This is a genomic window from Glutamicibacter sp. 0426, assembly GCF_001906485.1.
Classification (GTDB): Bacteria; Actinomycetota; Actinomycetes; order Actinomycetales; family Micrococcaceae; genus Glutamicibacter; species Glutamicibacter nicotianae.
Genome location: NZ_MPBI01000001.1, coordinates 694848 through 720946 on the forward strand (window position 1 = coordinate 694848; position 26099 = coordinate 720946).

Genomic DNA, 26099 nt, shown 5'->3' on the forward strand with positions numbered 1-26099 from the left:
GTTTACCTAGTTGCCGGTCTGTCCAAAGGCAGATAGGGCGCAACACAGGTAAACCGCCATATTCATCTAATTTGGGGGACAACTAGCCTAGAATTGAGTAAGTCCACAGCTACTCAAGTAAACGGGAGAATGGTGCGATGGGACGCATGGGTGAAGGCTCGGATCTGTTGAAATGCTCTTTCTGCGGAAAGAGCCAGAAGCAGGTTAAGAAGCTAATAGCAGGCCATGGTGTCTACATTTGTACTGAATGCATCGAACTCTGCAATGAAATCATCGCCGAAGAGTTTGCTGAAGAGCAGGTGCATGAGGAGTTCTCCCTGGCCAAGCCACGCGAGATCTTTGATTCGCTGCAGGAATACGTCATCGGCCAAGAGAACGCCAAGCGGGCGCTCTCGGTTGCTGTCTACAACCATTACAAACGCATCCACGGCAACCAGGACCACGGTCCCGTTGCTGCGCTGACTAACGAAGACCCACTGGATGATGTGGAAGTCTCGAAGTCCAACATCATGCTTATCGGTCCTACTGGATGCGGCAAAACCTATCTGGCTCAGTCGTTGGCGAAGAAGCTGAATGTTCCGTTCGCAGTCGCCGACGCAACGAGCCTTACCGAAGCTGGCTACGTGGGAGAAGACGTGGAGAACATTCTCCTCAAGCTCCTCCAGGCCGCCGATTATGACGTCAAGAAGGCTGAAACCGGTATCATCTACATTGACGAGATCGACAAGATTTCCCGTAAGAGCGAGAACCCCTCGATCACGCGAGATGTCTCGGGCGAAGGTGTCCAGCAGGCACTGCTGAAGATTCTTGAAGGTACAGTTGCAGCCGTGCCACCTCAGGGTGGCCGCAAGCACCCGCATCAGGATTTCATTCAGCTCGACACCACCAACATTCTTTTCATTGTTGCCGGCGCCTTTGCAGGCTTGGAAGAGATCATTTCTTCTCGCGCAGGACAGAAAGGCATTGGCTTTGGGGCCCCGCTGACCGCGCTGAAGTCCGAAACTGCTTCCTATTCGGATGTTCGGCCTGAGGACCTGCTCAAGTTCGGACTGATTCCAGAATTCATTGGACGCCTCCCGGTGATCACTACGGTGGAGCACTTGGACAAGGATGCGTTGGTTCGAGTGCTGACCGAGCCGAAGAATGCACTGCTCAAGCAGTACCAGAAGATGTTCCAGATGGACGGCGTAGCATTGAGTTTCGACCAATCCGCTCTCGACGCCATCGCGGAACTGGCTATTGCACGTGAGACGGGCGCACGTGGCCTGCGTTCAATTCTTGAAGAAACTCTTGGCGGAGTGATGTTCGATTTGCCAAGCCGCGACGATGTAGCTGAAGTGGTAATCACTCGCGCCACCGTAATCGACCGCGAAGAGCCCACGCTGCTCTCGCACGCGATGGTCGCCAAGCGCGACAAGAAGTCTGCATAGACCACGTCCATAAAATTTTTTTCGGAAGAAAGTTGGTAGTTCATGGCTGAACGTCAGCAAGTTGATTTCTGGTTCGACCCAATCTGCCCATTCGCATGGGCGACGAGCCGCTGGATCAAGGAAGTAGAAAAGGTCCGCAACATCGATGTGACCTGGAATGTCATGAGCCTTTCAATGCTTAACGAAGGACGGGATCTTCCCGCTGACTACCGTGCGATGATGGACAACTCATGGGGACCGGTACGTGTGATCACCCGTGCCGCCCAGGAGCACGGCGATGACGTTAAAGACAGCCTGTACACGGCAATGGGCGAGCTGTTCCATTACGAAAAGATCGAAGACCGTGGGGAAGTGATTTCCAAGGCTCTGGCGAAGGTCGGACTCCCAGCAGAACTCGCTGAGGCGGCGGATACTGACGCCAATGACGCGGCCTTGCGTGCCAGCCACGAGGTTGGAATTGGCAAGGTGGGCCAGGATGTAGGAACTCCAATCGTCGCCGTTGATGGTGTTGCCTTCTTCGGGCCGGTTATCACTCGCATTCCAACCGGAGAAGATGCAGGAAGGATGTTTGATGCCGCGGCGCAACTCGCATCGTTCCCATACTTCTTTGAAATGAAGCGTACCCGCACCGAAAGCCCAATTTTCGACTAAGCGAAAATTCATTTCCCGAAGGACGTTGTCTCATGGAGAGACAACGTCCTTTGTGCTTAGCAGGGAACTCAGCGGCAGCGTCAGCGTGGATCTACCGACCTTCCGCGCTTCGATTGATGCAGTTATCCATCCGATGTGCTCCTTGTGCGGCGGAGAATTGGCCACACTGTCCTGAGGGGTTGCGTCGATCATTTCACCGGATCTTCGTGGAGCGCGGAAACTGGCTCACACATTGCCGGCGAAAATGATTCCAGGCAGCCATTCTCATTGGCCGGCGCTCGCTAACGGATGCTTCAGGTAATCGGCGCGCGAGGTTCGACGGAATCCTTGGGTCGATTTCGCCGAAAAGAACGGACGGCCGATGACTTAGGCCATGCGCCCATCGTTTTGGTGGTGAGCCCGAGATGCCCCTGCAGGGACCTGCGAACGCAGAACGCGGTGTCGCAGGAAGGCCCCTGGTGATCCAGGCGTTGGTTCCGTGTTGTGCTCAGACGCGTGAATAAGTCCATTTTCGACATCTAATTAACTCATATTTTTTCCTTCTGCCCAGCCATCGTACTGCCGAAAAGTACCTGTTACCGAAGTTTCCGTTTCATATATTCGCGGTTGCTGGCCCGCCGTTGAAAGATGAATTCTGGAGATCCAATAGTGATTTGATTCACAAGTAATTTTGGGGTCGAGCCGAAACCGGCTGATCTGGCTGGGCTATCAGCGGGGGAGCGGGCAACGTGCGCGGACGAATTAAAGTATCTGTTCCAGGCTAATTTCGCTTCACAAATTGAGTGCCGCAGGCGAATCACGACACGGTCGACGGAGGGAAAGATTCCTGTAGAAAATGCTTGAAGTGTGTGTTTGACTATTTCCCACGAGTGCAACCGCACCCCCATCGATAGTGGCAAAGAAGCCTCTGGACAAGGAGTTAAATCGTGCAGATTCGTTCTCTAATTACGGATTCATCCAAGGGCAGAGGGCGCCGCAAGCTGGCAGGCGCCGCAGTCCTTGCGAGCGCACTGATGCTTAGCGCGGCCCCAATGGCCTCGGCAACGCCGACGACAACGGGCGGAGAGATCGAGTCGATCACGATCTCTCAGCAGAAGGCTGAAGCTGCGGTGGACTACTGGACCGCAGACCGGATGAAGGCCGCAAAGAACGCAGATTCACTCGTTGCTGGAAAGTCGGGCTCGGCCGCCAAGGTCGAAATCGGCAAGCCTGCCAAGGTGGCTGGCCATGGAGCTGAAGTTGCCGCGGGCAAGCAGACGCAGAAGAAGGGTGGCAAGACCCGCGCAACCCAGGAAACTCCGGTCTCGCACATCGGCAAGGTCTTCTTCACCCTTGGTGGATCAGACTATGTCTGCTCCGGCAATGCTGTGGTCTCCGCCAATGAGTCGACCGTCTCCACTGCAGGGCACTGCTTGAACGAAGGACCGGGCGCATTCGCCACCCGTTGGGTATTCGTCCCGGCCTATGAGAATGGCAACGCACCGTACGGCTCCTTCGCAGCGACCGAGCTGGTGGCGCCAACCGAATGGTCCAACGGCGGTGACATCTCCTATGACACCGGCTTCGCAGTCGTCAGCACGAGCGGTGGTTCGACCCTGACAGATGCCGTCGGCGCATCCGGCGTTGCATTCAACCAGGCACGCGGCGAGCAGTACACCGCGTACGGCTACCCAGCTGCCTCGCCATTCAACGGCGAGACCCTGCAGTCATGCACCGGCTACGCGAGCGACGATCCCTTTGGCCAGTCGCAGTCCCAGGGCATTCCATGCAACATGACCGGCGGCTCCTCGGGCGGACCATGGTTCCTGGGCAGCGGTTCGGACGGCTACCAGAACTCGGTGAACAGCTTCGGATACAGCTCCGTGCGCGACACCATGTTCGGGCCATACTGGGGTTCGGTGATCCAGCAGGCTTACCAGAACGCGCAGAACTAAACGCTCACTCGCCGGCGGCTGGACATTGATGGGGATCCAGCCGTTGGCATGGAGCAGAAGGGAAAGATGATGGCCAATGGAGATTCGCCAGCTGACCGGTCCAAGACTCCGGTCCAGAGGCATCGTCTTGAGAACAGCGCCGAAGACCAGCTGAAATACTTCACCGACCAACGTCGACGCGCAGCTCGTCCCATAGAAAAAACCCGTGAATCTCCACTGCAGAAGGACCGTCCAGATCCGGGGGAGAAAGAGGAATAGAAACGGAAAAACCGGTTGCCATCCCGTTGAGGGGATGGCAACCGGTCCTGTTTATTGGCGCTTATGCCTCTTCGGCCGGAGCCAATTCGACGTTGGCGACAGTCAGTTCGCCTTCGGCTTCAACCAAGGACAACTCGCGGGCATTGGCTGCGGACTTCAAGTCCTCGAAGCCTGCCTTGAGCTGGGCAACCTGGGCTGCAGGCGCGTGGATCTCGCCCGAGAGCACCTCGGTGCGCTGCTTGACCTTTGCATCGGACTTGGCCTTGCGGATTCCCGAAAGGGCTACGCCAACCAGCGGCAGTACTGCAGGGTCGGCGCCCTCGACTGCTGCCGACAGGTGCTCGGTGCTTGGCCACTGGGTCAGGTGCACCGACCCGTTGCGCCACCAGCCCCACACTTCTTCGGTGGCGAACGGGAGGAACGGAGCAAACAAACGCAGCACCGAATCCAAGGTGGTGGCCAAGGCAGCCAGAACAGAAGCCTGCTCGGCTTCTCCATGGCCACCGTATGCGCGGTCCTTGACCAGTTCCACGTAGTCGTCGGTGAACGACCAGAAGAACGACTCGGTGATATCCAGAGCTCGAGCATAGTCGTAGTTGTCGAAAGCGCGCTTGGCATCTTCGATAACGGTCGACAGGCGGGCGAGCAGCGAGCGGTCAAGGCCGTTGGTGACTACCGAAGCATCATCGGTCAGCACATTGGCCTCGGTGGCACCCAAGTTCAGCACGAACTTCGAAGCGTTCAGGATCTTGATGGCCAAGCGGCGGCCGATCTTCATCTGGTTCACTTCATAGGCGGTGTCGGCACCGAGCTTGGCACTAGCGGCCCAGTAGCGGACGGCGTCCGCACCGAACTTGTCCAGGACTTCGTTCGGAACCACCACGTTGCCCTTTGACTTGGACATCTTCTTGCGGTCCGGGTCCAGGATCCAGCCCGAAATGGCGGCGTGCTTCCACGGAGCGTTGCCATGCAGGGAATCTGCACGCACCGCGGTGGAGAACAACCAGGTGCGGATGATGTCGTGGCCCTGGGGGCGCAGGTCGAACGGGTAGACCTTCGCGAAGAACTCGTCGTCGCGGCCCCAACGGCCCACGATCTGCGGGGTCAGCGAGCTGGTTGCCCAGGTGTCCAGCACGTCGGCATCGCCAATGAAGCCGTTGGCCGCCCCACGCTGGTCCTCGGTGTAGCCGGTAGGCGCGTCGGCCGCCGGATCAACCGGAAGCTGGTCGATGGTCGGCAGCAGCGGTGCATCGTAGTTCGGTTCGCCGTGCTCATCGACTTGGTACCACACCGGTACCGGTACGCCGAAGAACCGCTGGCGGGATACCAGCCAGTCCCCGTTCAGGCCCGACACCCAATTCTCGTAGCGCGAACGCATGAACGACGGGTGGAAATCAATTTCCTGGCCGCGGGCGATCATCTGGTTGCGGCGCTCTTCGTCGCGGCCGCCGTTGCGGATGTACCACTGGCGCGAGGTCACGATCTCCAGCGGCTTGTCGCCCTTTTCGAAGAAGTTCACCGGACGGGAGATCTTCTTCGGCTCGCCATCGAGCAGGCCGGCTTCGGAAAGCATCTCAACGACGGTTTCCTTGGCGGAGAACACGGTCTTTGCCGAAATCTGGGCGTAGGCTTCCTTGCCGGCCTCGGTGGTGATCCACTCCGGGGTCTCGGCCAGGACGCGGCCGTCGCGTCCGATGATCGGACGGGTTGGCAGCTGCAGTTCGCGCCACCAGGTCACGTCGGTCAGGTCGCCGAAGGTGCAGACCATGGCAATGCCCGAACCCTTGTCGGCCTGGGCCAACGGGTGCGGGTGCACGGTGACTGGAACGCCGAAGAGCGGCGAGGTCACGGTCTTGCCGAACAGGTGCTGGTAGCGTTCGTCATCCGGGTGCGCCACCAGGGCGGCGCATGCTGCCAGCAGTTCCGGGCGGGTCGTCTCGATGAAGACCTGCTCGCCGTTGTCCGCAGAGAATGCGTAGCGGTAGTAGGCGCCCGGCATTTCACGGTCTTCGAGTTCGGCCTGGGCCACGGCGGTACGGAAGGTCACGTCCCACAGGGTTGGGGCCTCGGCCATGTAGGCGTCGCCCTTGGCCAGATTCTCCAGGAACGCACGCTGCGAGGCCGCACGCGAGTTGTCGTCGATGGTGCGGTAGGTCATGCGCCAGTCAACCGAAAGGCCCAGGGTGGTGAACAGCTGCTCGAAGACCTTCTCGTCCTCGACCGCGAGCTCTTCGCAGATCTCGATGAAGTTCTTGCGGCTGATGACGTCCCAGTCGCGCTGGTTCTTCGCCGGCTTTTCTGGTGGACGGTAGCCCTCGATGTAAGGCTTGGTCGGGTCGCAACGGACACCGAAGTAGTTCTGCACGCGGCGCTCGGTCGGCAGCCCGTTATCATCCCAACCCAGTGGGTAGAAAACGTTCTTGCCGTTCATGCGCTGGTAGCGGGCCAGTACGTCGGTCTGCGTGTAGGAGAACATGTGTCCTACGTGCAGCGAACCCGAAGCAGTTGGCGGGGGAGTGTCGATGGAGTACACGGCTTCGCGAGTCGTATCCTCATTGAAGTGATAGGTGCCCTCGGTGCGCCACCGGGAGGAAAGACGTTCCTCCAAGCCTTCCAATGCTGGCTTGTCAGGAACGGAAACCGTTGCGGGCGTGTCTGTGCCCAAGTTTTCTTCTGCCATGCCTCTATTCTTTCATGTTTTGCCCGGTGCCAAGACATTGTTGCCCATGGCTTGCACCACGCGGCGCCCGTGGCGAGTACCATCTTGTGCATGGAGCGACGAAGAGCACCTCGAATGCCGCCACCGGCCATTGCAGCAGCCGCGATGGCTGCACAACGGCTGCTGGTTCCCGAGGTGCGTTCATCAACCGGGTTAAAACTCATGGCCGGGCTCTTGGCCATTGGCGGTGCTGGCCTTGCCCTAGGCGCAGGACTCTCTTTCCATGCCGCCAAGACCACCGCGAACCCGCGGCGTCCGGAGAACAGCACCGCTTTGGTCACGACGGGACTCTTTGCCCGCACCCGCAATCCGATGTACCTGGGAATGGTTGCCGTATCCACCAGTTATGCCATGTGGCGGGGCTCGCTACTGGGGCTTGTTCCCAGCGTCGCGCTCGCCTGCTGGCTCGACCAGTTCCAGATACCCGCTGAAGAAGATGCACTGGCGCAGAAATACGGACAGGCGTATTGGCAGTACCAGCGGGCGGTGCCGCGCTGGATTCCTTCCACTGAGCGCGGCAAAACCCATGCCAGATGAAACGTAAGAGAAATTCATGCCTTACCAACTGGTAATCATCTAGTTCTACAGTTGTTGCATGACTACTACTAATAGCACTTCATCCCGTTCGGCCGTCGTGACCGGAGCTTCCAGCGGAATCGGGCAGGCAACCGTACGCGCTCTGCGCGCTCAAGGGTGGACCGTCTTCGCGGTGGCCCGCCGTGCAGAACGTTTGGAAAGCCTCGCTGCCGAATGCGGCGCGATCGCCGTTCCAGCAGATGTCAGCGTGCAGGCTGATGTCGACTCGTTGGCGGAAACCGTGCTCGCCCAGGGCGGCGTCGACACGCTGGTCAACTGCGCTGGCGGTGCCCGGGGAACGGAGACCTGGGCGGATGCGATTGACGAGAACTGGGAATTCATGTGGCAAGCCAATGTAATGGGAACCATGCGCCTGACCCGTGCCCTGCTGCCGCAGCTGCGCGAGGCGCGCGGCACCGTCCTGAACGTCACGTCCACGGCGGCACTGGCCAGCTACGAAGGCGGCAGCGGCTACAACGCGGCGAAAGCTGCAGAACGGGCCATGACCCAGGCTCTGCGCCTGGAAGAAGTCGAGAACGGGTTGCGCGTTATCGAGATCCTGCCTGGCCTCGTGCAGACAGAAGAGTTCTCCCTGCGCCGGTTGGGCAGCCAGAGCGCTGCCGATAACGTCTATGCTGGCGTGGATCATCCGCTGACCGCCGAAGACGTTGCCGAGGTGATCCGCTATGCGGTGAGCGCCCCGGCCCATGTGAATCTCGATGAGATTGTCATCCGCCCGCAGGCGCAAGCCGCGAACCACAAGCTCATCCGCAATGCCAAATAGGCGCCCAACTTCATCCATGAGGACCAAATCATGAGCCAAAAGACCCAGCAGACGATCCATGTCGTGGCCACATCGCATGGCACGGACAACCTCCACGGGCAGCAGCTGATCCACGATCTGCGTGCCGATCTTGAACGCATGAGCGCACAGCAATTCCCGGGGCAGCTTCTCTGGCACGAAGCCTATGTGGATGTCCAGGAACCCCGGCTCGAATCGGTCATCGCGGCACTGCCCGAAGGCGAGCCGGCAGTGGTCCTGCCATTGCTGGTCTCAGACGGGGTGCATACGACCGACGATATTGCGCAGGCTGTCGCTTCACGCCCCGGCACCTTAGCCGCACCGCCGTTGGGCCCGCTGCCAGAACTGGCCCAAGTTCTGGCGCAGCGTGCCGCCGGGCACCTGGAGAAAGGCCCGCTGGTCATCGTGGCCGCCGCGGGCACACGATTGGAAGTCGGCCAAAACCAGGTCGAGAACCTGGCCGAGCAGGTCGCGGGCCTGCTGGAACGCGAAGTGCTGGTGGGATATTGCGCGGGCGCGCAGCCGCGGATCGCTGAGCTCGTGGGCGGCGCGGCCGGTCGTCCGGTGCTGGTGCTCAGCGCGTTGCTCGCCGACGGATACTTCCAGCAGAAGCTGGCTAGCACAGGCGCCGACGTGGTGACAAGCCCACTGCTGCCTGACGTCATGATCACTCAATGTTTCCTTGTGCGACTGCAAAAGGCCCTTCAAGAAGGGCTTTTCATGTCTCCAGATGACGAACTCCTAACCCGTTAGTCAACGCGTAGCCATGTGACATCAGCAGGTTGCTGACCCCCTGGGGGCAGTTCCTAGGCTGATGGGCATGACGCAGACAACCACACCAGTTCGCCCCAAAAGAGCGGCCAAGCCCAACGGCCAATGGAAGGTCGATGGCACTACGCCGCTGAACGCCAACGAGGAAATGAAGGCCGCCGACAACGGCCTGAACGTGCGCCAGCGGATCGAAGAGATCTACTCCGTGCAGGGCTTCGACTCCATCGACCCGGATGACCTGCACGGGCGTTTTCGCTGGTGGGGCCTGTACACCCAGCGTGCCCAGGGCATTCCCGGCGGCAAGACCGCCACGCTGAGCCCTGAAGAGCTCGAGGACCGCTACTTCATGCTTCGCGTGCGCATCGACGGCGGGGCGCTGACCACCGAGCAGCTGCGCGTCATCGGCCAGATCTCGAAGGACTTCGCCCGCGACACGGCAGACCTCACAGACCGCCAGAACGTGCAGCTGCACTGGGTGGACGTCGTCGATGTTCCAGAAATCTGGCGCCGCCTCGAAAGCGTGGGGCTGCACACCACCGAAGCCTGCGGCGATGTCCCGCGCGTCATCCTCGGTTCCCCGGTAGCTGGGATCGCCAAGGACGAGATCATCGATCCCACCCCGGTGATTGCCGAGATTTCGCGCCGCTACATTGGCAATCCGGAGTTCTCCAATCTTCCGCGCAAGTACAAGACCGCGATCACCGGCCACCCCAGCCAGGACGTAGTCCACGAGATCAACGACTTCGCCCTGATCGCGGCCATCCACCCGGAACTCGGCCCCGGCTACGACCTGTGGGTCGGCGGGGGACTGTCGGCCAACCCGCGGCTCGGCGAGCGCCTTGGCGCCTTCGTCTCCCAGGAACAGGCCGCCGACGTATGGGAGGGCGTCACCTCGATCTTCCGCGATTACGGGTACCGCCGGCTGCGCAACCGCGCCCGCCTGAAGTTCCTGCTGGCCGACTGGGGCACCGAGAAGTTCCGCCAGGTGCTGCAGGACGAGTACCTGGGCTACGCGCTGCCTGATTGCGAACTGCCGGCCCAGCCCACCTCGGCAGGTGACCACAGCGGCGTGCACGAGCAGAAAGACGGCCGTTTCTACGTCGGCCTGACCGCCCCGGCAGGACGCGTCTCGGGCAGCACGCTCGTGGCCCTGGCCGACCTGGTCGAGGCGCACGGCTCCACCAGGCTGCGGACCACGCCGCACCAGAAGATCCTTGCGCTGGATATCGCCGAGGAGCAGGTCAAGGAATTTGTCGGCGCAGCGCGCGCCCTCGGACTGGAAGCATATCCCGGACTGCTCAAGCGGTCGGCTATTGCCTGCACCGGCATCGAATTCTGCAAGCTGGCCATCGTGGATACCAAGGACACCATGATCGACGCGGTAGCGAAGATCGAGGAACGCCTGGCCGATCACCAGGGCAAGCTGCCCCGGGCGTTGGCGCTGCACGTCAACGGCTGCCCGAACTCCTGCGCCCGCATCCAGACCGCAGACCTCGGGTTCAAGGGCCAGCTGATCACCAATGAGGCCGGCGAGCAGGTGCCAGGTTTCCAGGTTCACCTGGGCGGCACCTTGGCCGGCCGGGAAAACGGCGAAGCGACCATGGGCCGTACCGTACGCGGCTTGAAGGTGGCTGCCGATGAATTGCCCGACTACGTTGAGCGGGTTGTGAAGAACTATTCGGCCTCCGCGGACGACGGCGAATCCTTCGCGGCCTGGGCCCACCGAGCTGAAGAGGACGAACTGAAATGAGCGAGCAGAACCCCGTGCGAACCCGCAGTGAAGCCGAACTGCGGCGGATCGCCAAGCTCGGCGCCGATGAGTTGGGCTGGGAGGCCACGGCCGAGCAGGTCGTCGCCTTCGCCGCCGAGCACCTGGGCGCCGATGAGGTGGCGGTGGCCTGCTCGATGGCCGACGCAGTGCTGCCGCACCTGGTCGCCGCGCAGCTGCCGAAGGTCGACGTGCTGTTCCTGGAGACCGGATACCACTTTGCCGAAACCCATGTCACTCGCGACGAGGTCGCCCGCACCCTGGACGTGAACGTCGTGGATGTGCTGCCTGAGCTGAGCGTTGCCGAACAGGACGAGAAGTTCGGCAAGGACCTGTTTTCCCGGGATCCGGCCGCCTGCTGCCAGCTGCGCAAGATGGACCCGCTGGCTCGTTCGCTGTCCGGATACAGCGCATGGTTCACCGGGGTGCGCCGCGACGAGGCGCCGACCCGCAGCAACACCCCGCTGGTCGTTTTCGATGAGAAGCACGGACTGGTCAAGTTCAATCCGGTCGCCCCATGGAATTTCGACCAGCTGATCGGCTACGCCACCGAGCACCAGGTGCCGGTGAACCTGCTGCTGTCCAACGGCTACCCATCCATCGGCTGCCAGCCGTGCACCCGCCCGGTGGCCGAGGGCGAAGACCCCCGGGCCGGCCGCTGGGCCGGCTTGAGCAAGACCGAATGCGGAATCCACGTCTAAAGGAGCGAATCATGACCATTACCGCTAACGCCCCCGCCGGCACCCAGCGCAGCGTCCTGGACGCCCTGGAAGCCGAATCCATCCACATCATCCGCGAAGTGCTCGCAGAGTTCGACAAGCCCGGGCTGCTGTTCTCCGGCGGCAAGGACTCCGTCGTGGTGCTGCACCTGCTGGCCAAGGCCGTCTACCCCAGCCGCGTCCCCATCCCCGTGGTGCACATTGACACCGGCCACAACTTCGCCGAAGTCCTGAACTTCCGGGACGCAGTGGTGGAAAAGTACGGCCTGAACCTGGTGGTCGGCTCCGTGCAGGACTACATCGACCGCGGAGAGCTTGCCGAGCTGCCCGACGGCACCCGCAACCGGCTGCAGACCCGGGTGCTGCTGGACACCATCGAAGCCAACGGCTTCGACGCGGTGTTCGGCGGGGCCCGCCGCGATGAGGACAAGGCCCGCGCCAAGGAGCGCATCCTGTCGCTGCGCGACGAGTTCGGCGTCTGGGATCCGCGCAACCAGCGCCCGGAAATCTGGAACCTGTACAACGGGCGCCACGAGCCGGGCTGGCACGTGCGCGCCTTCCCGATCTCCAACTGGACCGAACGCGACATCTGGGCCTACATCCAGCGGGAGAACATCGAGCTGCCGCCGATCTACTTCGCGCACTGCCGCCAGGTGTTCGAGCGCGACGGCATGTGGCGGGCGCTGACCCCCGTCAGCCAGCCCACCGCAGAGGAGCCGGTGGTGATCAAGCAGGTGCGCTACCGCACCGTGGGCGATGCCAGCTGCACCGGCGCGGTGCTCTCCGCCGCCGACACCGTGGCGAAGGTGCTGGACGAGCTGGCCGTCGCCACCATCACCGAACGCGGCGCCACCCGTGCCGATGACCGAATTTCCGCCGCGGGCATGGAAGACCGCAAAACCGAAGGGTACTTCTAAGATGACCACCACACTTTTGCGCATCGCCACCGCCGGCTCGGTGGATGACGGGAAATCCACCCTTGTCGGCCGCCTGCTCCACGACGCCAAGGCCATCCTCGCCGACTCGCTGGACGACCTGGCGCGCACCAGCGCCGAACGCGGCTTCGGCGGGGCGGCCGGAAGCCTGGACCTGGCGCTGGTCACCGACGGGCTGCGCGCCGAACGCGAGCAGGGCATCACCATCGATGTGGCCTACCGCTACTTCTCCACCGGCAAGCGCTCCTTCATCCTGGCCGATTGCCCCGGGCACGTGCAGTACACCCGCAACACTGTCACCGGCGCCTCCACCGCCGATGCGGCCATCGTGCTGGTCGACGCGCGGCACGGGGTGCTGGAGCAGACCCGCCGCCACCTGGGCGTGCTCGCGCTGCTGCGGGTGCCCCAGCTGGTCATTGCGGTGAACAAGATGGACCTGATCGACTGGGACGAGGAGGCCTTCAGCAAGATCGAGGCAGAAGTGCTGGCGCTCGCCGAGCAGCTGGGTGTGCAAGCCACCACCGTCATCCCGGTCTCCGCCCTGCAGGGGGACAATGTCGTCGAGCCTTCGGCCAGCGCCGACTGGTACGCCGGCCCGACCTTGCTCGGACTGCTCGAAGACCTGGAGCCGGCGTTGCCGAAGGGCACCGCCCGCCTGGATGTGCAGTACGTGCTGCGCCCGCAGGGAGCGCTGGCACCGGGGCTGGACCCGGAAGCGTTCCGCGACTACCGCGGCTACGCCGGAACCCTGGTGGACGGGACCCTGAACGTGGGAGACCAGGTGCAGGTGCTGTCCAACGGGCAACCGCTGGTCACCCGCATCAAGTCCATCAGCACGCCAGCCGGCAGCACCGCCCAGGCGCGGCCCGGCGACGCGATTGCCGTGGAACTGGAGGACGAGTTGGACATTGCGCGCGGCGACACGCTGGTCGCCGGCGAGCTGCCCGAAGCCCAACGGGAGTTCCAGGCAAATATCTGCGTGCTGGATCCAGTGCAGCTGGGCAAGGGCCAGCGGGTGCTGATCAAGCACGGCACCAAGATCGCCGCCGCGAAGCTCGCCGACATCAACTACGTCATTGATATTGCCGACTACTCGCAGCTGCCAGCCGACAGCCTCGGGCTCAACGATCTGGGACGGATCACCGTGCGCAGCTCGGCCGCGGTAGCCATCGAGCAGTACAGCACCTCGCGCACCGGCGGCAGCTTCCTGCTGATCGACCCCGCCACCGGCCGCACGCTGGCGGCCGGGATCACCGAGGCCGAGCATGCAGCGGCCTGATGCCGGCACCCGGATCAGCCACGGGGCACGAATCCGCCTGTCCGCGGCCAGCCCGGCGACCGGGTTCCGCGGGAGGATCGCTGGCCTGGCCGGCGTCGTTGCACTTGCCGCGCTGGCGGTGCTCACCACCGTGGTGCCCGGACCAGGCCAGGCCCCGGCGCATGCGGCGGACCTCGGCCCGGCGGCAGAGCTCAAGCTGGGCTATTTCGCCAACCTGACCCACGCCCCGGCCCTGATTTCCACGGGCCAGGGCTTGCTTGCAGACCAGCTTGAGGCTGATGGCACGAGCCTGGAAACCCAGCTGTTCAATGCCGGTCCGGCAGCGATCGAGGCCTTGAACTCCGGTGCCATCGATGCGGCCTACCTGGGCCCCAGTCCGGCGCTGAACAGCTACCTGGCCAGCGGGGGGAAGTCACTGAAAATCGTCGCCGGCGCCTCATCCGGCGGTGCAAGCCTGGTCGTGTCCCCGGATATTTCCGAGCCCGGCCAATTGGCTGGCACCGAGCTGGCCACCCCGCAATTCGGCGGAACCCAAGACGTGGCGCTGCGCCATTATCTGGCCGAGCACGGGCTGGATCAGCAAGCCACGGTGACGCCCAGCTCCAATGCCACCCTCACCCAGCTGTTCGGGCGGGGCGCCATTGACGGGGCGTGGGTTCCCGAGCCCTACGCCTCCTTGCTGGTGGAGAACTACGGGGGTCATCGATTAGTGGACGAATCCACGTTGTGGGAGAACGGGAAATTCCCTACGACCGTTCTGGTCGTCTCCCAGGACTACCTCACCGAGCATCCGCGAACCGTGGAAAAGCTCGTGGCCGCGAACTCCGAAGCCATTGGATGGCTGAACTCGGCAGATCAGCAGCACAAGGCCGCGGCAGTCCAGGAGGCCCTGGCCGCAGCGAACGGCAGCTCCTTCGATGAGACGGTCATTGCCGCTGCACTGGAAGAAGTTTCCTTCGACGAGGACCCGCTGGCCGATACCTACCAGACGCTGATCGACCATGCGGCGCAGGTTGGCATCGGGCAGACCGGTTCGGTTGACGGCTTGGTGGACACCCGTTTCCTTGCAACGCAGGAGCACTGATGGGCGTATTGATCAATGAAGTCTCGCTGAGCTATCCGGGCACCGGGCTGGTGATCGACCGGCTGAGTACTGAGATCGACGACGGCGAATTCATCGCGGTGCTGGGTGCCTCGGGATGCGGGAAGTCATCGTTGCTGAACATGATCGCCGGGCTGCTGGCCCCAAGCTCCGGCTGGTTGGAAGTCCCGCACGACGGGGCGGCATTCATGTTCCAGGATTCCAATCTGCTTCCGTGGCTGACCGCCGGGCAGAACGTGGATTTGGCGCTCAAGCTCGCCGGCTATCCGGCGGCCCAGCGGACCGCGCGCACCACCGAACTGCTGCAGCTGGTTCAGCTGGGGCACGCCATCGGGAAGAAGCCTCATGAGCTCTCCGGCGGCATGCGGCAGCGCGTCGCCCTGGCCAGGGCTCTGGCGCAGGACCGCCAGGTCTTGCTGATGGACGAGCCGTTCGCCGCCTTGGACGCAATCACCCGGGACATGCTCCACGAGCAGCTGCGCGCCCTGTGGGAGCAAACCGGCAAGACGATCATCTTCGTCACCCACAACGTCCGCGAGGCGATCCGGCTTGCCGGCAGGATCCTGGTGCTTTCCTCGCACCCCGGCAGGATCCTGGAAACCCGTCAGATCACCGATCACCTGCGCAACGATCCGGCGCAATCAGCCGCACTGGCCAACGAACTGACCGCGATACTGCGAAAGGAGCAGCGAAAGCATGAGCTCACTGACCCAAGCGCCGGCTAAGGCCGCAACGCCGGCACAGGCGAAGAAGCGCACCCGCAGCAAGCTTGATGCCGTCGTCGCTCCGATTCTTACCGTCCTGGTGCTGCTCAGCCTGTGGCAAATTGCCTCGTGGGCCAGCCCCTTGCGCGAAGACCTGTTCCCCGGACCGGTCGCCGTGGCCGGCAGGCTGCCTCAGCTGCTGGCCGACGGTTCACTGGTTCAGGCCGTAGGCACCTCGCTGTTCCGCGCCGTGAGCGGATTCGGGATCGCGGTGCTGATTGCGACTCCGCTGGCGCTCTTGCTGGCCCACCAGCCGCTCTTGCGCCAAGGGGTTGGACCGCTGGTGTCGGCCATGCAGGTCCTGCCGTCCATTGCCTGGGTGCCAGCGGCGATCATCCTCTTCGGGCTCTCCGACGCGACGATTTATACCGTCCTGCTCCTGGGCGCGATCCCGTCGATCATCAACGGCCTGCTCTCGGGAATCGACATGATCCCGACACAGTACAAGGCGCTATCCAAGGTGCTCGGCGCCTCCCGGCGCGAGCACATCCTGTACATCGAACTGCCCGCTGCTTTGCCCGGTTACGTGGCAGGCCTGCGCCAAGGCTGGGCTTTCGCCTGGCGCTCCTTGATGGCGGCCGAACTGATTGCTGTCGGCGGCTCGCTGGCCTTGGGCGTAGGCTCGCTGCTCCAGCGCGGCCGGGACCTCGCCGATCTGCCGCTGGTGATGTTGGTCATATTGACCATCTTGCTGGTTGGCGTACTTATCGAACTTCTATTCTTCGCCCCGATCGAACGCAAGCTGATGGCCGATCGAGGAATGACCCGGACTGGAGAGAACAATGGCTGATGGCCGCATCACACTGATTGGCGGTGGGCCGGGGGATCCCGAGCTGATCACCGTCGCCGGATACAAGGCCTTGATGGCCGCAGACGTCGTCCTGGCCGACAAGCTGGGCCCCACCGCGCTGCTGGCCGAGCTGCCTGAGGACGTGCTGGTTATCGATGTGGGCAAGTCGCCTGGATGCCATGTCAAAACCCAGGATGAAACCAATGAATTACTGGTCAAATACGCTTTGGAAGGCAAGCGGGTGGTCCGCCTGAAGGGCGGCGATCCGTTCGTGCTGGGCCGCGGCGGCGAGGAAATGCTCTACGTCGCGGAATATGGCATTCCTGTACGCGTGATTCCAGGCATTACCAGTGCCGTCTCGGTGCCCATGGCTGCCGGCATTCCCGTCACCCATCGGGGCATTGCTGCCGGGTTCACCGTGGTCAGCGGGCACGGGGAACTTGCTGATGTGCCGATCCGGTCCGATCACACCTTGGCGGTGCTGATGGGAGTATCGAATTTGCCGCAAATTGTTGAGACATTGCTTACCCGTGGTTTACCGTCAAGTACCCCAATTGCGATAGTTGAGCGAGGTTACTCACAGACGCAGCGCACAACTATCGGTACGCTAGAAGGGATTGTAAAGCGCGCCCGCAAGGCCGCAGTGGCGAATCCGGCCGTTATCGTTATAGGTGACGTCGTTCGGCTAGCCCCGGAAGCCTCCGACCAACTGGTAGACCTCCTGCCGCTAGTGAATGCCGAAGCCACCGCGCCGGCCTCATTCGTTGACTAAGAAAGAGAAGTTGTTTGATGAGTGAAATTACCGTCCCTGAGCACCTCACTTCCCGGGCGCTGCGTGTTGCCATCGTTGGTGCCGGTCCAGCTGGCATCTACGCCGCCGACCTGCTGAACAAGAGCCAGCCAGTCGCCTCCGGCGAACTGAAGCTGCACGTTGACCTCTTCGACGAGCTGCCGACTCCCTTCGGATTGATCCGCTACGGCGTTTCGCCTGACCACCCACGCATCAAGGGCATCATCAATGCCCTGCACAAGGTGCTCGACAACGACTGGATCGACTTCTACGGCAACGTCGGCCTGGGTCGGGACATCTCGCTGGAGGACCTGCGCACCCGCTACGATGCAGTGATCATCTCGACCGGCGCCCAGAAGGACGCCGACCTGAATATTCCGGGCATCGATCTTGACGGCTCCTTCGGCGGCGCCGACTTCGTTTCCTGGTACGACGCGCACCCGGATGCCGACAAGAACTGGGACCTCTCGGCCAAGGAAGTTGCCGTCATCGGCAACGGCAACGTCGCCTTGGACGTCGCCCGCATTCTCTCAAAGCACGCTGACCAGCTGCTGGAAACCGAAATCCCGGAGCACATCTACGAGCAGCTGAACGACTCGGCCGTCACCGACGTGCACGTCTTCGGCCGCCGCGGTCCGGCACAGGTCAAGTTCACCCCGCTGGAACTGCGCGAACTCTCGCACTCCAAGGACGTGGACATCGTGCTGTACCCGGAGGACTTCGAATTCGACAAGGCCTCGGACGAAGCCATGAAGACCAATAACCAGACCAAGACCATGGTCTCCACGCTGACCAACTGGCTGATCGAGCAGGAAGAACGCGAAGAAGCTCCAAGCGCCTCGCGTCGCCTGCACCTGCACTTCCTGCAGTCCCCGGTCGAGGTTCTGGGTGAGGATGGCAAGGTTTCCGGTCTGAAGGTTGAGCGCAATGAGCTTGACGGCAATGGTGGCGCACGCGGTACCGGTGAATTCATCGAGTACCCGCTGCAGGCCATCTACCGTGCAGTCGGCTACTTCGGCTCAGCGGTCAATGACATTGAATACGACGGTGCCAAGGGCGTGCTGCCAAACGCTGAAGGCCGTGTGCTGGATGCTTCGGGCAATCACGTTCCTGGCCTGTACGCCACCGGCTGGATCAAGCGCGGCCCTATCGGCCTGATTGGCCACACCAAGGGCGACGCCTTGGAGACGATCACCCACCTGCTTGAAGATCTCACCAAGCTGGCACAGCCGGATTCTTCCCAGAAGATCGCCGAGCTGCTGGAAAGCCGCGGCGTGAACTTCTCCAACTGGGAGGGCTGGAAGAACCTGGATGCCCACGAGAAGGAGCTGGGCGCTGCGGCCGGCACCGTTTCGACCCGTTTCGGCGAGATCACCCGCGACCGCATCAAGGTTGTTGAGCGCGAAGCGATGATGGAATTCTCTTCGGCAAAAAAATTGGTTGAGAGCCTGTAAGTTTCACCCCGGGCTCTAGCACGCAATGGGCAGGGTCCCTCGGCAAATCTGCTGAGGGACCCTGCCCATTGGTGTTTTCAGCCCGCAACTTCTTCGACTTGCTACCGGCCGAATCAGTATCAGCTGCCATGAGCAGCGCTGCTGCCAGGGCCACCGCGCGATGTTCAGACCCGCCCAGCCAGCCAGTTCACCGGCCAGCCGGGAACGGCAAATCGACGACGGGCCGATTGCCTAGCCCTCGACTGCCCGCTTCCGTGGGGCCTTCTGTTGATCACCGGCGCCGACACTGCGGCGGAGCATGATGAACAGCAGGATCATGCCTGCAGTGATCGACATGTGTCCAAGGCCCGCGATGCCGGAGACCATCTTGGAGGACTCGATGCCCAGCACGGTCATGATGCCGTGGGTGAGCTGCATGCCCGCAGTGAGGAGCACACCCGCGTTGTAGGTTCCCATGAACCATGCGAAGAGCTTGCGATGCTGGCTCAGGACGAAGGCCTTCTCCAGCAGGAGCACCAGCAGCAGGATGATGAAGCCGAGGACGAGCAGATGGGTATGGACTACCGATAGCTGGGTCCACGCTCCCTCCGGGAAACCGTTCATCTTGGTGAATTCCCGGTAGAAGAGACCAGAGGCGACTCCGAGGATCATGTAGGTGAAGGAGAAATTGACGAGCTTACGCATTGATGTTGCTTTCTTTCTGAGTGGTTGGTTCTGCAGATGCTTCCGCAGGGGAGGAAACGTGGCCGAAGACCGGGCGCTTGGCCGAACCCAGGACCGCGAACAGCGCGGGCAGCAGCAAGGTCCGAACAACGAATGTGTCCAGCAGGACGCCGAGTCCGACGATCAGGCCGAGCTGGCCCAGGACGGTCAGAGGCAAGGTCGCCAGGGCGGCGAATACTCCGGCGAGCACGAGCCCGGCACTGGTGATGACTGATCCGGTGCGGCTTGCTGCCAAGGCAACTGCTTCATGCAGTTCCAGCGCCTGTGCATCCTGGCGCACGCGCTGGGTCAGGAAGATCGTGTAGTCCACGCCGAGCGCTACCAGGAAGACGAAGGCCAACAGCGGCACTTGGACATCCAGCGCGTCAGCCTCGAAGACGACTGAGGAAACCAGCGAACCCAATCCGACAGCAGCTGCAGCACTGAGCAGGTTCACCACTCCCAGAGCCAGGGCAGTGCGCCATGAACGGGTGAGCCAGCCGAGCATCACGAAGCAGATCATCATGATCAGCGGCGCAATCACGTAGAGGTCTCGCAGGTGCATTTGATGTGAATCCAGTTGTTCTGCGCTCTGTCCGCCAATCAGCACCTGCCCGTCTCCTCCACGGGCTGCGGCATCACGCAGCTGCTGCACAAGATCCTGGGCCTTCGCCGAGTTGGGATCAACGTCGAGAATCACCGAGAACTCCTGCCACGCGGTAGTGCCGAGCTGGCTTGCCTCGCCGACGCGTTTCACGTTCTCAAGGCGAGCGAATTCATCTCGCAATGGGCCAGTCCCTGCACCCTGCGCCAAGACGGTGACCGGCTGGGTTTCCCCGGCGGGGAAATGCTCTGCCAGCAGGTCCATGGCACTGGAGGATTCGGTTGCCGTTCGGAATTGCTGGGTTTGATCCAGGCCAATACGCGTACCGGTGAGTGCTCCGGCAAGCACCAGAAGCAATAGTGCCATCGCGGTGAGGTTCAGTCCCGGACGGTTCATCACGGAGCGAGCTGCACGGCCGAAGAAATTCTCCGTCTTGGCTTCCTGTCCTGGACGGGGAATCAATGGCCAGAAGGCGTTGCGGCCGCACATGGCCAGGATCGGGGGTAAGAGGAACAGCGCGAAGATCGCCGCGATCAGCAAGCCGACGGCGCAAACGATACCCAATCCGCGCGTATCGTCCATGACTGCCAGGCCCAGGGTGAGCAGAGCCAAGACCACGGTCAGGTTTGAAGTGAGAATGGCCTCGAAGCTGGATGCCCAGGCTTTAGCCAGCGCCTGGCGGTGATCAGCATGCTTATGCAACTCATCGCGGTACCTGGAGATCAGCAGCAGGGCGTAGTTGGTGCCTGCGCCGAAGACCAGGACGCTGAGCACGCCGGAATCGAAGTGCAGGTCGAAGGCATTGCCCAGCAGGTTGGCCACCAGAGAGGCGCTGCGGTCGGCGATGGCAACGACCGCCAACGGGATCAGCCAGAGCACCGGCGATCGGTAGGTCAAGACCAGCAAGACAGCCACGATTGCCACGGTGACTGCCAAGAGGGTGAAGTCGGCACCGGCAAATGCATTGGTGACATCGACTGCAAAGGCGGTAGGCCCGGTGACCTGAAGCTGCAAATCTGCTGATGGATGATCCTGGATCCAGCTTCGAATCGACTTGAGCGTTTCCCGGTCGGCCGCATCGGACACGGTATTCCAGGAGAGCGGAACCATGGCTGCCTGCTGATCCTCGCTGGCCATGGTGCGGCCAGCGGTGACGTTCGCTGCGTGACCCAAGGCATCTGCCTGGCGATCAATCATTGCGCGGTCGTTGTCGCTGAGCGCGTTGCCGTCGCCACGGCTGGCCACCAGCAGGGCCGTGGCTTCGGACTCGTTGGAGTTCGCATCGATGAGCTGGGCGACCTTGGCCGAATCCGAATCGCCAACCAGCGAGCTCGCAGACCGGGCCGGAGCCTGGACGCTGCTCAGCGCGCCAAAGAGGACGAGAATTGCTGCGACGATGCCGACGGCCCACAGGCGAGCGCCGCGCCGGCTGGTCAGCGAATCGCCGACCCGGGAAATAACTGGAACTTTCATAGTTCCAGTTAATGATTTTTTGCAGGTCAATCCATCGTGGAAAAGGGCGAATAAAAGTTCAACCGAAAGGTTGAGGCGGTTACCGGCGTGTCTTCCGAATGCCGGAAGAACTTAGAGCAAACCGTGCTCTGTCGCCTTGTTGATGGCATCTGTGCGGCTGGATGCTTGGAGCTTGTCGAAGATATGCACCAGATGGGTCTTCACCGTTGCCTCAGACACGAACAGCGCCTTGGCGATCTGCTTGTTTCCGGCACCGGTAGCCAGTTGGGCCAGCACGTCTTTCTCGCGTGCAGTCAGCTCGATCTTCGGCCGACGCATGCCCTCGACAACCCGCAGGGTCATCTCTGGGGCCAGCACCATCTGGCCGGCCGCTGCTTGGCGAATGGAATCCACGATGGTTTGCGCACTGACGTCCTTGAGCAGATAGCCGGCGGCTCCGGCTTCGATGCAGGCCAAGATTTCCGAGTCCTTGTCGAACGTGGTCAGGATCAGCACGTGGGGAGGCTTGGATAGCTTGCGGATGGCTGCCGTGGTCTGCGCGCCGTTCATCCCGGCACCGAGGCGCAGATCGCACAGCACGACATCAACCGGGTTGTCCTTGACGAACGCTAGCGCTTCCTCGCCGCTGGAGGCCTCGCCGATCACTGCGATGTCTCCGAAGTTCTCAAAAAGCGCCCGCAACCCGGTGCGAACGATGGGATGGTCATCGACTAAGAGGATGCGGATCACGATTTGTCCTTTGCGACGTTGATCGGAAGATGCGCGCACAGTGCTGTGCCTTCGCCTGGGGAGCTTTCGATGTCCAGTCCGCCGCCGAGCTCCCGCAGCCGCTGGTTCATGGCTTTCAGGCCGAACCCGCCAGCCTCGGTGCTGGTTTGCGCGGGACCGGAATTCGGCGTGAACCCAACACCGTCATCCACGATATCCAGGCGGACTTCGTCGCCACTGCTGCTCAAGCTGATAGCAACGATTGAAGCGTGGGCATGGCGAAGGACGTTAGAGAGCGCCGACTGCGCGGTGCGCAGCAAGGCAATCTGCACGCTGGGCTCCAGGGCGGGCAAACCCGGCTCGATGTCCAGCCGGGTGCCGACGTTCGAATCAGCTTCGAAATTCTCCAGTATCCGGTTCAATGCGCCGGCCAGTGCCTGCGAATCCAGTTCAGCGGGTGCGAGCGCGGCGATAATGCGGCGCAAATCGGTCAGCGCCTGTCCGGAAAGCTCATCAATGCGAACCAGTGCTTTCTCGGCTGCGTCCGGTTCCTTGGAGGCCTCTGCCGCCTTGGCATGCAGGCCGATGGAGGACAGCTGCTGTGCGACAGTGTCATGGATTTCGCGGGCCAGGCGCGTGCGTTCCGTTGCGATGCCCGCCTCGTGCTGCGACCTCGCAAGTTCCTCTTGGAGGTCGGCCATTTCATGCTGGGCGCGGACCAGGGAATTCACGAGCGAAGTGCGCACTTGGGCATCGCGTTCCATCTGCAGGTAACCGCGGGAAATGCCCCAAGCGAACAAGCCGCCGACTAATGGACCGGCTATGGCCGCAATGCTCAGTCGCCCATGGTGCAGATACGGAGCAAGCAGCGTAAAAGCGTAGACGACCACCGACCACAAGATTGAGGGTAGGAACGGCAGCTGGTGGCCCAAGAGCAGCCACAGACTGAAGGCGAGCCACATGAATTCGGCCGAAACGAAAAGGCTTGCTACCCAAATCCCGAGCAGCAGCGCCAGCCACCATGCGCGCACCGCGAAGGCGCCAGCCTTGGAATGGGCAATGAAGCCTGCGCTGTACCAGCCAGCGAAAAGCACTGAGACGAGGATGGCAGGCAACGCGGCATCCTGAGTTGCTAGCTGTCGCAGCAGCGCAATGGCAAGGAGAATCGCCGTGACCAGATGCTGGCCCCAACGCAGCACGCTTGGTGAGGCGAAGGCGTGCTGTTGATTCCGGGTTTCCAACCGTTGCGGTTCGGCAGTGCTCATGGAAGCCAGCCTACTAAAGGCTGCCCGATGGTCGTTGCTCGGCCAATATGACCAATTGAGCTGTCGCTCGGGTCATGGCCACGTACCGGCGTACTGCGCCGCGCCGGGTCTGGCCGAAGTTCTCAGGTTGGCAGACGAGCACCAGATCGAATTCCAGTCCCTTGGCGTGTTCAGGAGTCAGCACGCTGACTCGTTCGGAGGCGGGGAAACCCGGAAGCCCAATCACCGCAGCGGTGCCTTCATTATTTTCGGCCAGCCATTGGTCGAGAATCTTCTTGAGGTGTGAAGGATGGGCGTAGCGTACCGGTGCACCGTTTGCTCGCAGCGATTGCGGCACGTTGGCCTCCGGCATCTCCGGCAGGATCTGCGCTGCTGCGGCTTCCATGATCTGTGCGGTGCTGCGGTAGTTGACCCGCAACCGGGAGATGGAGATGTCGTGAATGCCTATGCTTGCTAGCCGCTGTTCCCATGACGTGCTGAAACCGTCAACGGCCTGGGCCCTGTCGCCGACAATCGTCAGGCTGCCCGACGGGCAACGGCGTTGGATCATTGCCCATTGGGCATCGGTCAGGTCTTGGGCTTCATCGACGACGACATGCGAGAAGGGCCCGTCGAAACTTTCCTTCGCCAACGGGGTCTCCAAGCTATGGCTGAGCAGATGCTCCTGGAGATCGTGGTGCATGAGCTGAGATGCCAGGTCTTCCTTGTCATCAGCCGAGGCCATCAGATCGTCTATGACGTTCGTCCATCGGTTTCGCTCTGCATGGATTCGAGACTGCTCGTCACGATGGCTGGTCTCGCTGTCCTGGTCTCCGATCAGATAGCGGGAATAATCGATCAACGGAATATCTGATGTCGTCCATGCGACTGGACGTGGGGCGGACAGCAACTTCTCGATCTGGTCGTCAGTGAGTTCCGAGCCGCTGTACCGAAGCAATGCGGGCGTCGAATACAAAGCCTTCAGGAGATTCAGCGGATCCAGGATGGGCCAGTATTCATTGAGCAGCGCTCCGAGTGCAGAACTTCGTGCCGCATCGGCGCGAAGTTGCGGTTCAGCGGCATTGCTGCCTGCTAGCTGGGGGAGCAGCAGGTCAACCAGAGCTTCGCGCAATTGGATGCGCGCTTCGTTGTGCGGAGTCTCGGAGTCGATCATGCCCACCGCGTCGCGCCATAGTTGCGCAGTGGCCTTGGCTTGGAATTCACCGATATCGAGCACCACCTCGGTGGCGGGCGGCTCTTCAAAGACCTCGACTGCTTTCTTCAGCGCACTCAGCATGGCGGCACTGGATTTAATGCGCTGGACTTCGGGATCTTGTTCGGCAGGGAGATCTTGCCCTATCGAAACTATGTTCGAAAGAGTGGCAATGAGAACATCATCCTCTCCCAAATTCGGCAGGATATCAGAGACATAGGAGGAGTAGGCTTCATGCGGACTCACGACCAGCACCTTGCCTCCTTGGCTGCGCAGGCGCTGATCCGCGTAGAGCAAGTACGCGGCGCGGTGCAGGGCGACGACCGTCTTGCCGGTGCCTGGCCCGCCGTCAACCACCAGTGCGCCGCGCGAGCTGCTGCGGATGATCGCGTCCTGATCGGACTGGATCGTCGAGAGCACGTCCCGCATTTTCGGTGTGCGCTTGCTGCCAAGTGACGCGAGAAAAGATGAGTGGTCATCCAGGCGGGTATGGGATTGCAGCTGGGAGGAATCGAATACTTCGTCCCAGTAGTCGGAAATGCGCTGCCGGCGCCAGCGGTAGCGGCGACGCATCGACAGCCCGTAGCTCTCTTCATGCGTGGCAGCGAAGAATGGTTCGGCCGCCGGTGTGCGCCAGTCCACCATCAGCTGCTTGCCTTGGGCATCGCTCAAGCCGGCTCGTCCGATGTAGAGGCGCTCGCCGGTCTGGGCGAATTGCATGTACCCCAAGCAGGCGTATGGTCCCATGAGGTCCAGCTGGCGCAGCCGCTGAGCCAGTTCGTTCAGCTCGACATCGCGCTGCAGGGATTGCTGGAGGGTGCCGGCCCGGTCCTTGCCGCGTGCAGCGATGCGCTCAACCGCTTCGCAGCGGAGCTGCTTGATGCGCGCGGCGATCTCTTCCAGCCGTTGCTGGTCCTGCGCGATGTCTTCCGCGAGTTCGGGTGTGGCATGTTCGTGGATGGAATTGAAGTAGCTGGTGTTAGAAGTTGCAGCAGGCACGCAGGCTCCCTGATCTGGATGGTTCTCGTGGGGAAGGTATCGATTATGGGCCATGGGTGGGGCCTTGCGGCAAGGCCCCCTCAACGCGCTATCCTGAAAATGCAGGCAACGGAGATTTCCCTGCATCAGCCCCTTTCCTCGGTGCTTGGGCCACAAGGCTGTGAGCCTGAACTCATTGCCATCTTGGGTGATCTGGGAATTTTCACCACGCGCATCACGCGGTACGATATAAGGACTGCGACTTCGATCCGGCTATCACCGGTGAGTCTTCGGAAGAACCGCGAACCTCGGGTTTGCCCAGTAGAACCGAACGGGACCAGCCCGTCACAGCTGATGATAAGTGGTTCTCCGCGATTTAGGCGGGGGATAAGCGGGGTGGTACCGCGGCATTATCGCCGTCCTCGTAGGCAAGGA

General features: G+C 61.9%; 22 protein-coding genes. 16 read left to right on the forward strand and 6 right to left on the reverse strand.

Annotated elements, in window-relative coordinates; translation table 11 throughout:
• Window positions 1–137 precede the first annotated feature (137 nt).
• The 4 genes from clpX to BKX98_RS03335 all read left to right on the forward strand — a co-directional run bounded on the left by clpX (window position 138) and on the right by BKX98_RS03335 (window position 4273).
• Window positions 138–1430, forward strand: a complete 1293-nt coding sequence (gene clpX, locus BKX98_RS03320) for an ATP-dependent Clp protease ATP-binding subunit ClpX (RefSeq protein ID WP_073706121.1) — start codon at window positions 138–140, stop codon at window positions 1428–1430.
• Between the two features lie 42 nt (window positions 1431–1472).
• The gene (locus BKX98_RS03325) at window positions 1473–2081 is read left to right on the forward strand and encodes a DsbA family protein (RefSeq protein WP_038990814.1); all 609 of its coding nucleotides are present in this window, start codon (window positions 1473–1475) and stop codon (window positions 2079–2081) included.
• Window positions 2082–3007: 926 nt separating this feature from the next.
• Entirely contained in the window at window positions 3008–4015 is a 1008-nt protein-coding gene (locus BKX98_RS03330; protein ID WP_038990816.1) for a serine protease, read from the forward strand.
• A 48-nt stretch (window positions 4016–4063) separates the two neighbouring features.
• Complete coding sequence (locus BKX98_RS03335) at window positions 4064–4273, forward strand: hypothetical protein (protein WP_038990817.1); 210 nt, start codon at window positions 4064–4066, stop codon at window positions 4271–4273.
• 61 nt (window positions 4274–4334) lie between these two features.
• Here BKX98_RS03335 and valS read toward each other — a convergent pair whose 3' ends face one another.
• Window positions 4335–6953, reverse strand: a complete 2619-nt coding sequence (gene valS, locus BKX98_RS03340) for a valine--tRNA ligase (RefSeq protein ID WP_038990818.1) — start codon at window positions 6951–6953, stop codon at window positions 4335–4337.
• A gap of 144 nt (window positions 6954–7097) precedes the next feature.
• Between valS and BKX98_RS03345 the strand changes: the two genes are divergently transcribed.
• The 12 genes from BKX98_RS03345 to BKX98_RS03400 all read left to right on the forward strand — a co-directional run bounded on the left by BKX98_RS03345 (window position 7098) and on the right by BKX98_RS03400 (window position 18742).
• Entirely contained in the window at window positions 7098–7529 is a 432-nt protein-coding gene (locus tag BKX98_RS03345) for an isoprenylcysteine carboxylmethyltransferase family protein (RefSeq protein ID WP_158024649.1), read from the forward strand.
• Between the two features lie 58 nt (window positions 7530–7587).
• Window positions 7588–8352 carry an SDR family oxidoreductase gene (locus tag BKX98_RS03350; RefSeq protein WP_073706122.1) on the forward strand — a complete coding sequence of 255 codons (765 nt, stop codon included), beginning with the start codon at window positions 7588–7590 and terminating at the stop codon, window positions 8350–8352.
• A gap of 30 nt (window positions 8353–8382) precedes the next feature.
• Window positions 8383–9123, forward strand: a complete 741-nt coding sequence (locus tag BKX98_RS03355) for a sirohydrochlorin chelatase (RefSeq protein ID WP_038990820.1) — start codon at window positions 8383–8385, stop codon at window positions 9121–9123.
• 67 nt (window positions 9124–9190) lie between these two features.
• Window positions 9191–10891, forward strand: coding sequence for a nitrite/sulfite reductase (locus tag BKX98_RS03360; protein WP_073706450.1), 1701 nt, complete (start codon window positions 9191–9193; stop codon window positions 10889–10891).
• On the forward strand, window positions 10888–11610 hold the full coding sequence (locus tag BKX98_RS03365; RefSeq protein WP_073706123.1) for a phosphoadenylyl-sulfate reductase: 723 nt from the start codon (window positions 10888–10890) through the stop codon (window positions 11608–11610). The genes BKX98_RS03360 and BKX98_RS03365 overlap by 4 nt, the downstream gene beginning before the upstream one ends.
• A gap of 11 nt (window positions 11611–11621) precedes the next feature.
• Window positions 11622–12545, forward strand: a complete 924-nt coding sequence (gene cysD, locus BKX98_RS03370; protein ID WP_073706124.1) for a sulfate adenylyltransferase subunit CysD — start codon at window positions 11622–11624, stop codon at window positions 12543–12545.
• 1 nt (window position 12546) lies between these two features.
• Complete coding sequence (locus tag BKX98_RS03375; RefSeq protein WP_073706125.1) at window positions 12547–13842, forward strand: sulfate adenylyltransferase subunit 1; 1296 nt, start codon at window positions 12547–12549, stop codon at window positions 13840–13842.
• On the forward strand, window positions 13829–14926 hold the full coding sequence (locus BKX98_RS03380) for an ABC transporter substrate-binding protein (protein WP_073706126.1): 1098 nt from the start codon (window positions 13829–13831) through the stop codon (window positions 14924–14926). The genes BKX98_RS03375 and BKX98_RS03380 overlap by 14 nt, the downstream gene beginning before the upstream one ends.
• A complete protein-coding gene (locus BKX98_RS03385; protein WP_038990827.1) occupies window positions 14926–15669 on the forward strand; it encodes an ABC transporter ATP-binding protein in 744 nt (247 codons plus the stop codon). The genes BKX98_RS03380 and BKX98_RS03385 overlap by 1 nt, the downstream gene beginning before the upstream one ends.
• Window positions 15641–16498 (forward strand): ABC transporter permease, encoded by an 858-nt coding sequence (locus tag BKX98_RS03390; protein ID WP_038990828.1) that lies wholly within the window; start codon window positions 15641–15643, stop codon window positions 16496–16498. The genes BKX98_RS03385 and BKX98_RS03390 overlap by 29 nt, the downstream gene beginning before the upstream one ends.
• Window positions 16491–17270, forward strand: coding sequence for a uroporphyrinogen-III C-methyltransferase (gene cobA, locus BKX98_RS03395; protein ID WP_073706127.1), 780 nt, complete (start codon window positions 16491–16493; stop codon window positions 17268–17270). Before BKX98_RS03390 ends, cobA begins: the two co-directional genes overlap by 8 nt.
• A 17-nt stretch (window positions 17271–17287) precedes the next feature.
• Window positions 17288–18742, forward strand: a complete 1455-nt coding sequence (locus BKX98_RS03400; RefSeq protein ID WP_073706128.1) for an FAD-dependent oxidoreductase — start codon at window positions 17288–17290, stop codon at window positions 18740–18742.
• A gap of 231 nt (window positions 18743–18973) precedes the next feature.
• Here the strand turns inward: BKX98_RS03400 and BKX98_RS03405 are convergent, their stop codons facing one another.
• From BKX98_RS03405 to helR, 5 genes are all read right to left on the reverse strand, one after another.
• Window positions 18974–19426 carry a DUF2871 domain-containing protein gene (locus tag BKX98_RS03405; RefSeq protein WP_038990831.1) on the reverse strand — a complete coding sequence of 151 codons (453 nt, stop codon included), beginning with the start codon at window positions 19424–19426 and terminating at the stop codon, window positions 18974–18976.
• On the reverse strand, window positions 19419–21521 hold the full coding sequence (locus BKX98_RS03410; RefSeq protein ID WP_073706129.1) for an MMPL family transporter: 2103 nt from the start codon (window positions 21519–21521) through the stop codon (window positions 19419–19421). The genes BKX98_RS03405 and BKX98_RS03410 overlap by 8 nt, the downstream gene beginning before the upstream one ends.
• Before the next feature lie 111 nt (window positions 21522–21632).
• Window positions 21633–22253 carry a response regulator transcription factor gene (locus BKX98_RS03415; protein WP_198934345.1) on the reverse strand — a complete coding sequence of 207 codons (621 nt, stop codon included), beginning with the start codon at window positions 22251–22253 and terminating at the stop codon, window positions 21633–21635.
• On the reverse strand, window positions 22247–23494 hold the full coding sequence (locus BKX98_RS03420) for a sensor histidine kinase (RefSeq protein ID WP_073706131.1): 1248 nt from the start codon (window positions 23492–23494) through the stop codon (window positions 22247–22249). Before BKX98_RS03420 ends, BKX98_RS03415 begins: the two co-directional genes overlap by 7 nt.
• Window positions 23495–23507: 13 nt before the next feature.
• Window positions 23508–25685: an RNA polymerase recycling motor ATPase HelR gene (helR, locus tag BKX98_RS03425; RefSeq protein ID WP_073706132.1), complete on the reverse strand. Its 2178-nt coding sequence runs from the start codon at window positions 25683–25685 to the stop codon at window positions 23508–23510.
• Between the last annotated feature and the right edge of the window lie 414 nt (window positions 25686–26099).

Coding starts and splice junctions, on each gene's coding strand:
- clpX (WP_073706121.1), top strand. CDS start 138: ATGGGACGCATGGGTGAAGGCTCGGATCTGTTGAAATGCTCTTTCTGC.
- BKX98_RS03325 (WP_038990814.1), top strand. CDS start 1,473: ATGGCTGAACGTCAGCAAGTTGATTTCTGGTTCGACCCAATCTGCCCA.
- BKX98_RS03335 (WP_038990817.1), top strand. CDS start 4,064: ATGGAGCAGAAGGGAAAGATGATGGCCAATGGAGATTCGCCAGCTGAC.
- valS (WP_038990818.1), bottom strand. CDS start 6,953: ATGGCAGAAGAAAACTTGGGCACAGACACGCCCGCAACGGTTTCCGTT.
- BKX98_RS03345 (WP_158024649.1), top strand. CDS start 7,098: ATGGCTGCACAACGGCTGCTGGTTCCCGAGGTGCGTTCATCAACCGGG.
- BKX98_RS03350 (WP_073706122.1), top strand. CDS start 7,588: ATGACTACTACTAATAGCACTTCATCCCGTTCGGCCGTCGTGACCGGA.
- BKX98_RS03355 (WP_038990820.1), top strand. CDS start 8,383: ATGAGCCAAAAGACCCAGCAGACGATCCATGTCGTGGCCACATCGCAT.
- BKX98_RS03360 (WP_073706450.1), top strand. CDS start 9,191: ATGACGCAGACAACCACACCAGTTCGCCCCAAAAGAGCGGCCAAGCCC.
- BKX98_RS03365 (WP_073706123.1), top strand. CDS start 10,888: ATGAGCGAGCAGAACCCCGTGCGAACCCGCAGTGAAGCCGAACTGCGG.
- cysD (WP_073706124.1), top strand. CDS start 11,622: ATGACCATTACCGCTAACGCCCCCGCCGGCACCCAGCGCAGCGTCCTG.
- BKX98_RS03375 (WP_073706125.1), top strand. CDS start 12,547: ATGACCACCACACTTTTGCGCATCGCCACCGCCGGCTCGGTGGATGAC.
- BKX98_RS03380 (WP_073706126.1), top strand. CDS start 13,829: ATGCAGCGGCCTGATGCCGGCACCCGGATCAGCCACGGGGCACGAATC.
- BKX98_RS03385 (WP_038990827.1), top strand. CDS start 14,926: ATGGGCGTATTGATCAATGAAGTCTCGCTGAGCTATCCGGGCACCGGG.
- BKX98_RS03390 (WP_038990828.1), top strand. CDS start 15,641: ATGAGCTCACTGACCCAAGCGCCGGCTAAGGCCGCAACGCCGGCACAG.
- cobA (WP_073706127.1), top strand. CDS start 16,491: ATGGCTGATGGCCGCATCACACTGATTGGCGGTGGGCCGGGGGATCCC.
- BKX98_RS03400 (WP_073706128.1), top strand. CDS start 17,288: ATGAGTGAAATTACCGTCCCTGAGCACCTCACTTCCCGGGCGCTGCGT.
- BKX98_RS03405 (WP_038990831.1), bottom strand. CDS start 19,426: ATGCGTAAGCTCGTCAATTTCTCCTTCACCTACATGATCCTCGGAGTC.
- BKX98_RS03410 (WP_073706129.1), bottom strand. CDS start 21,521: ATGAAAGTTCCAGTTATTTCCCGGGTCGGCGATTCGCTGACCAGCCGG.
- BKX98_RS03420 (WP_073706131.1), bottom strand. CDS start 23,494: ATGAGCACTGCCGAACCGCAACGGTTGGAAACCCGGAATCAACAGCAC.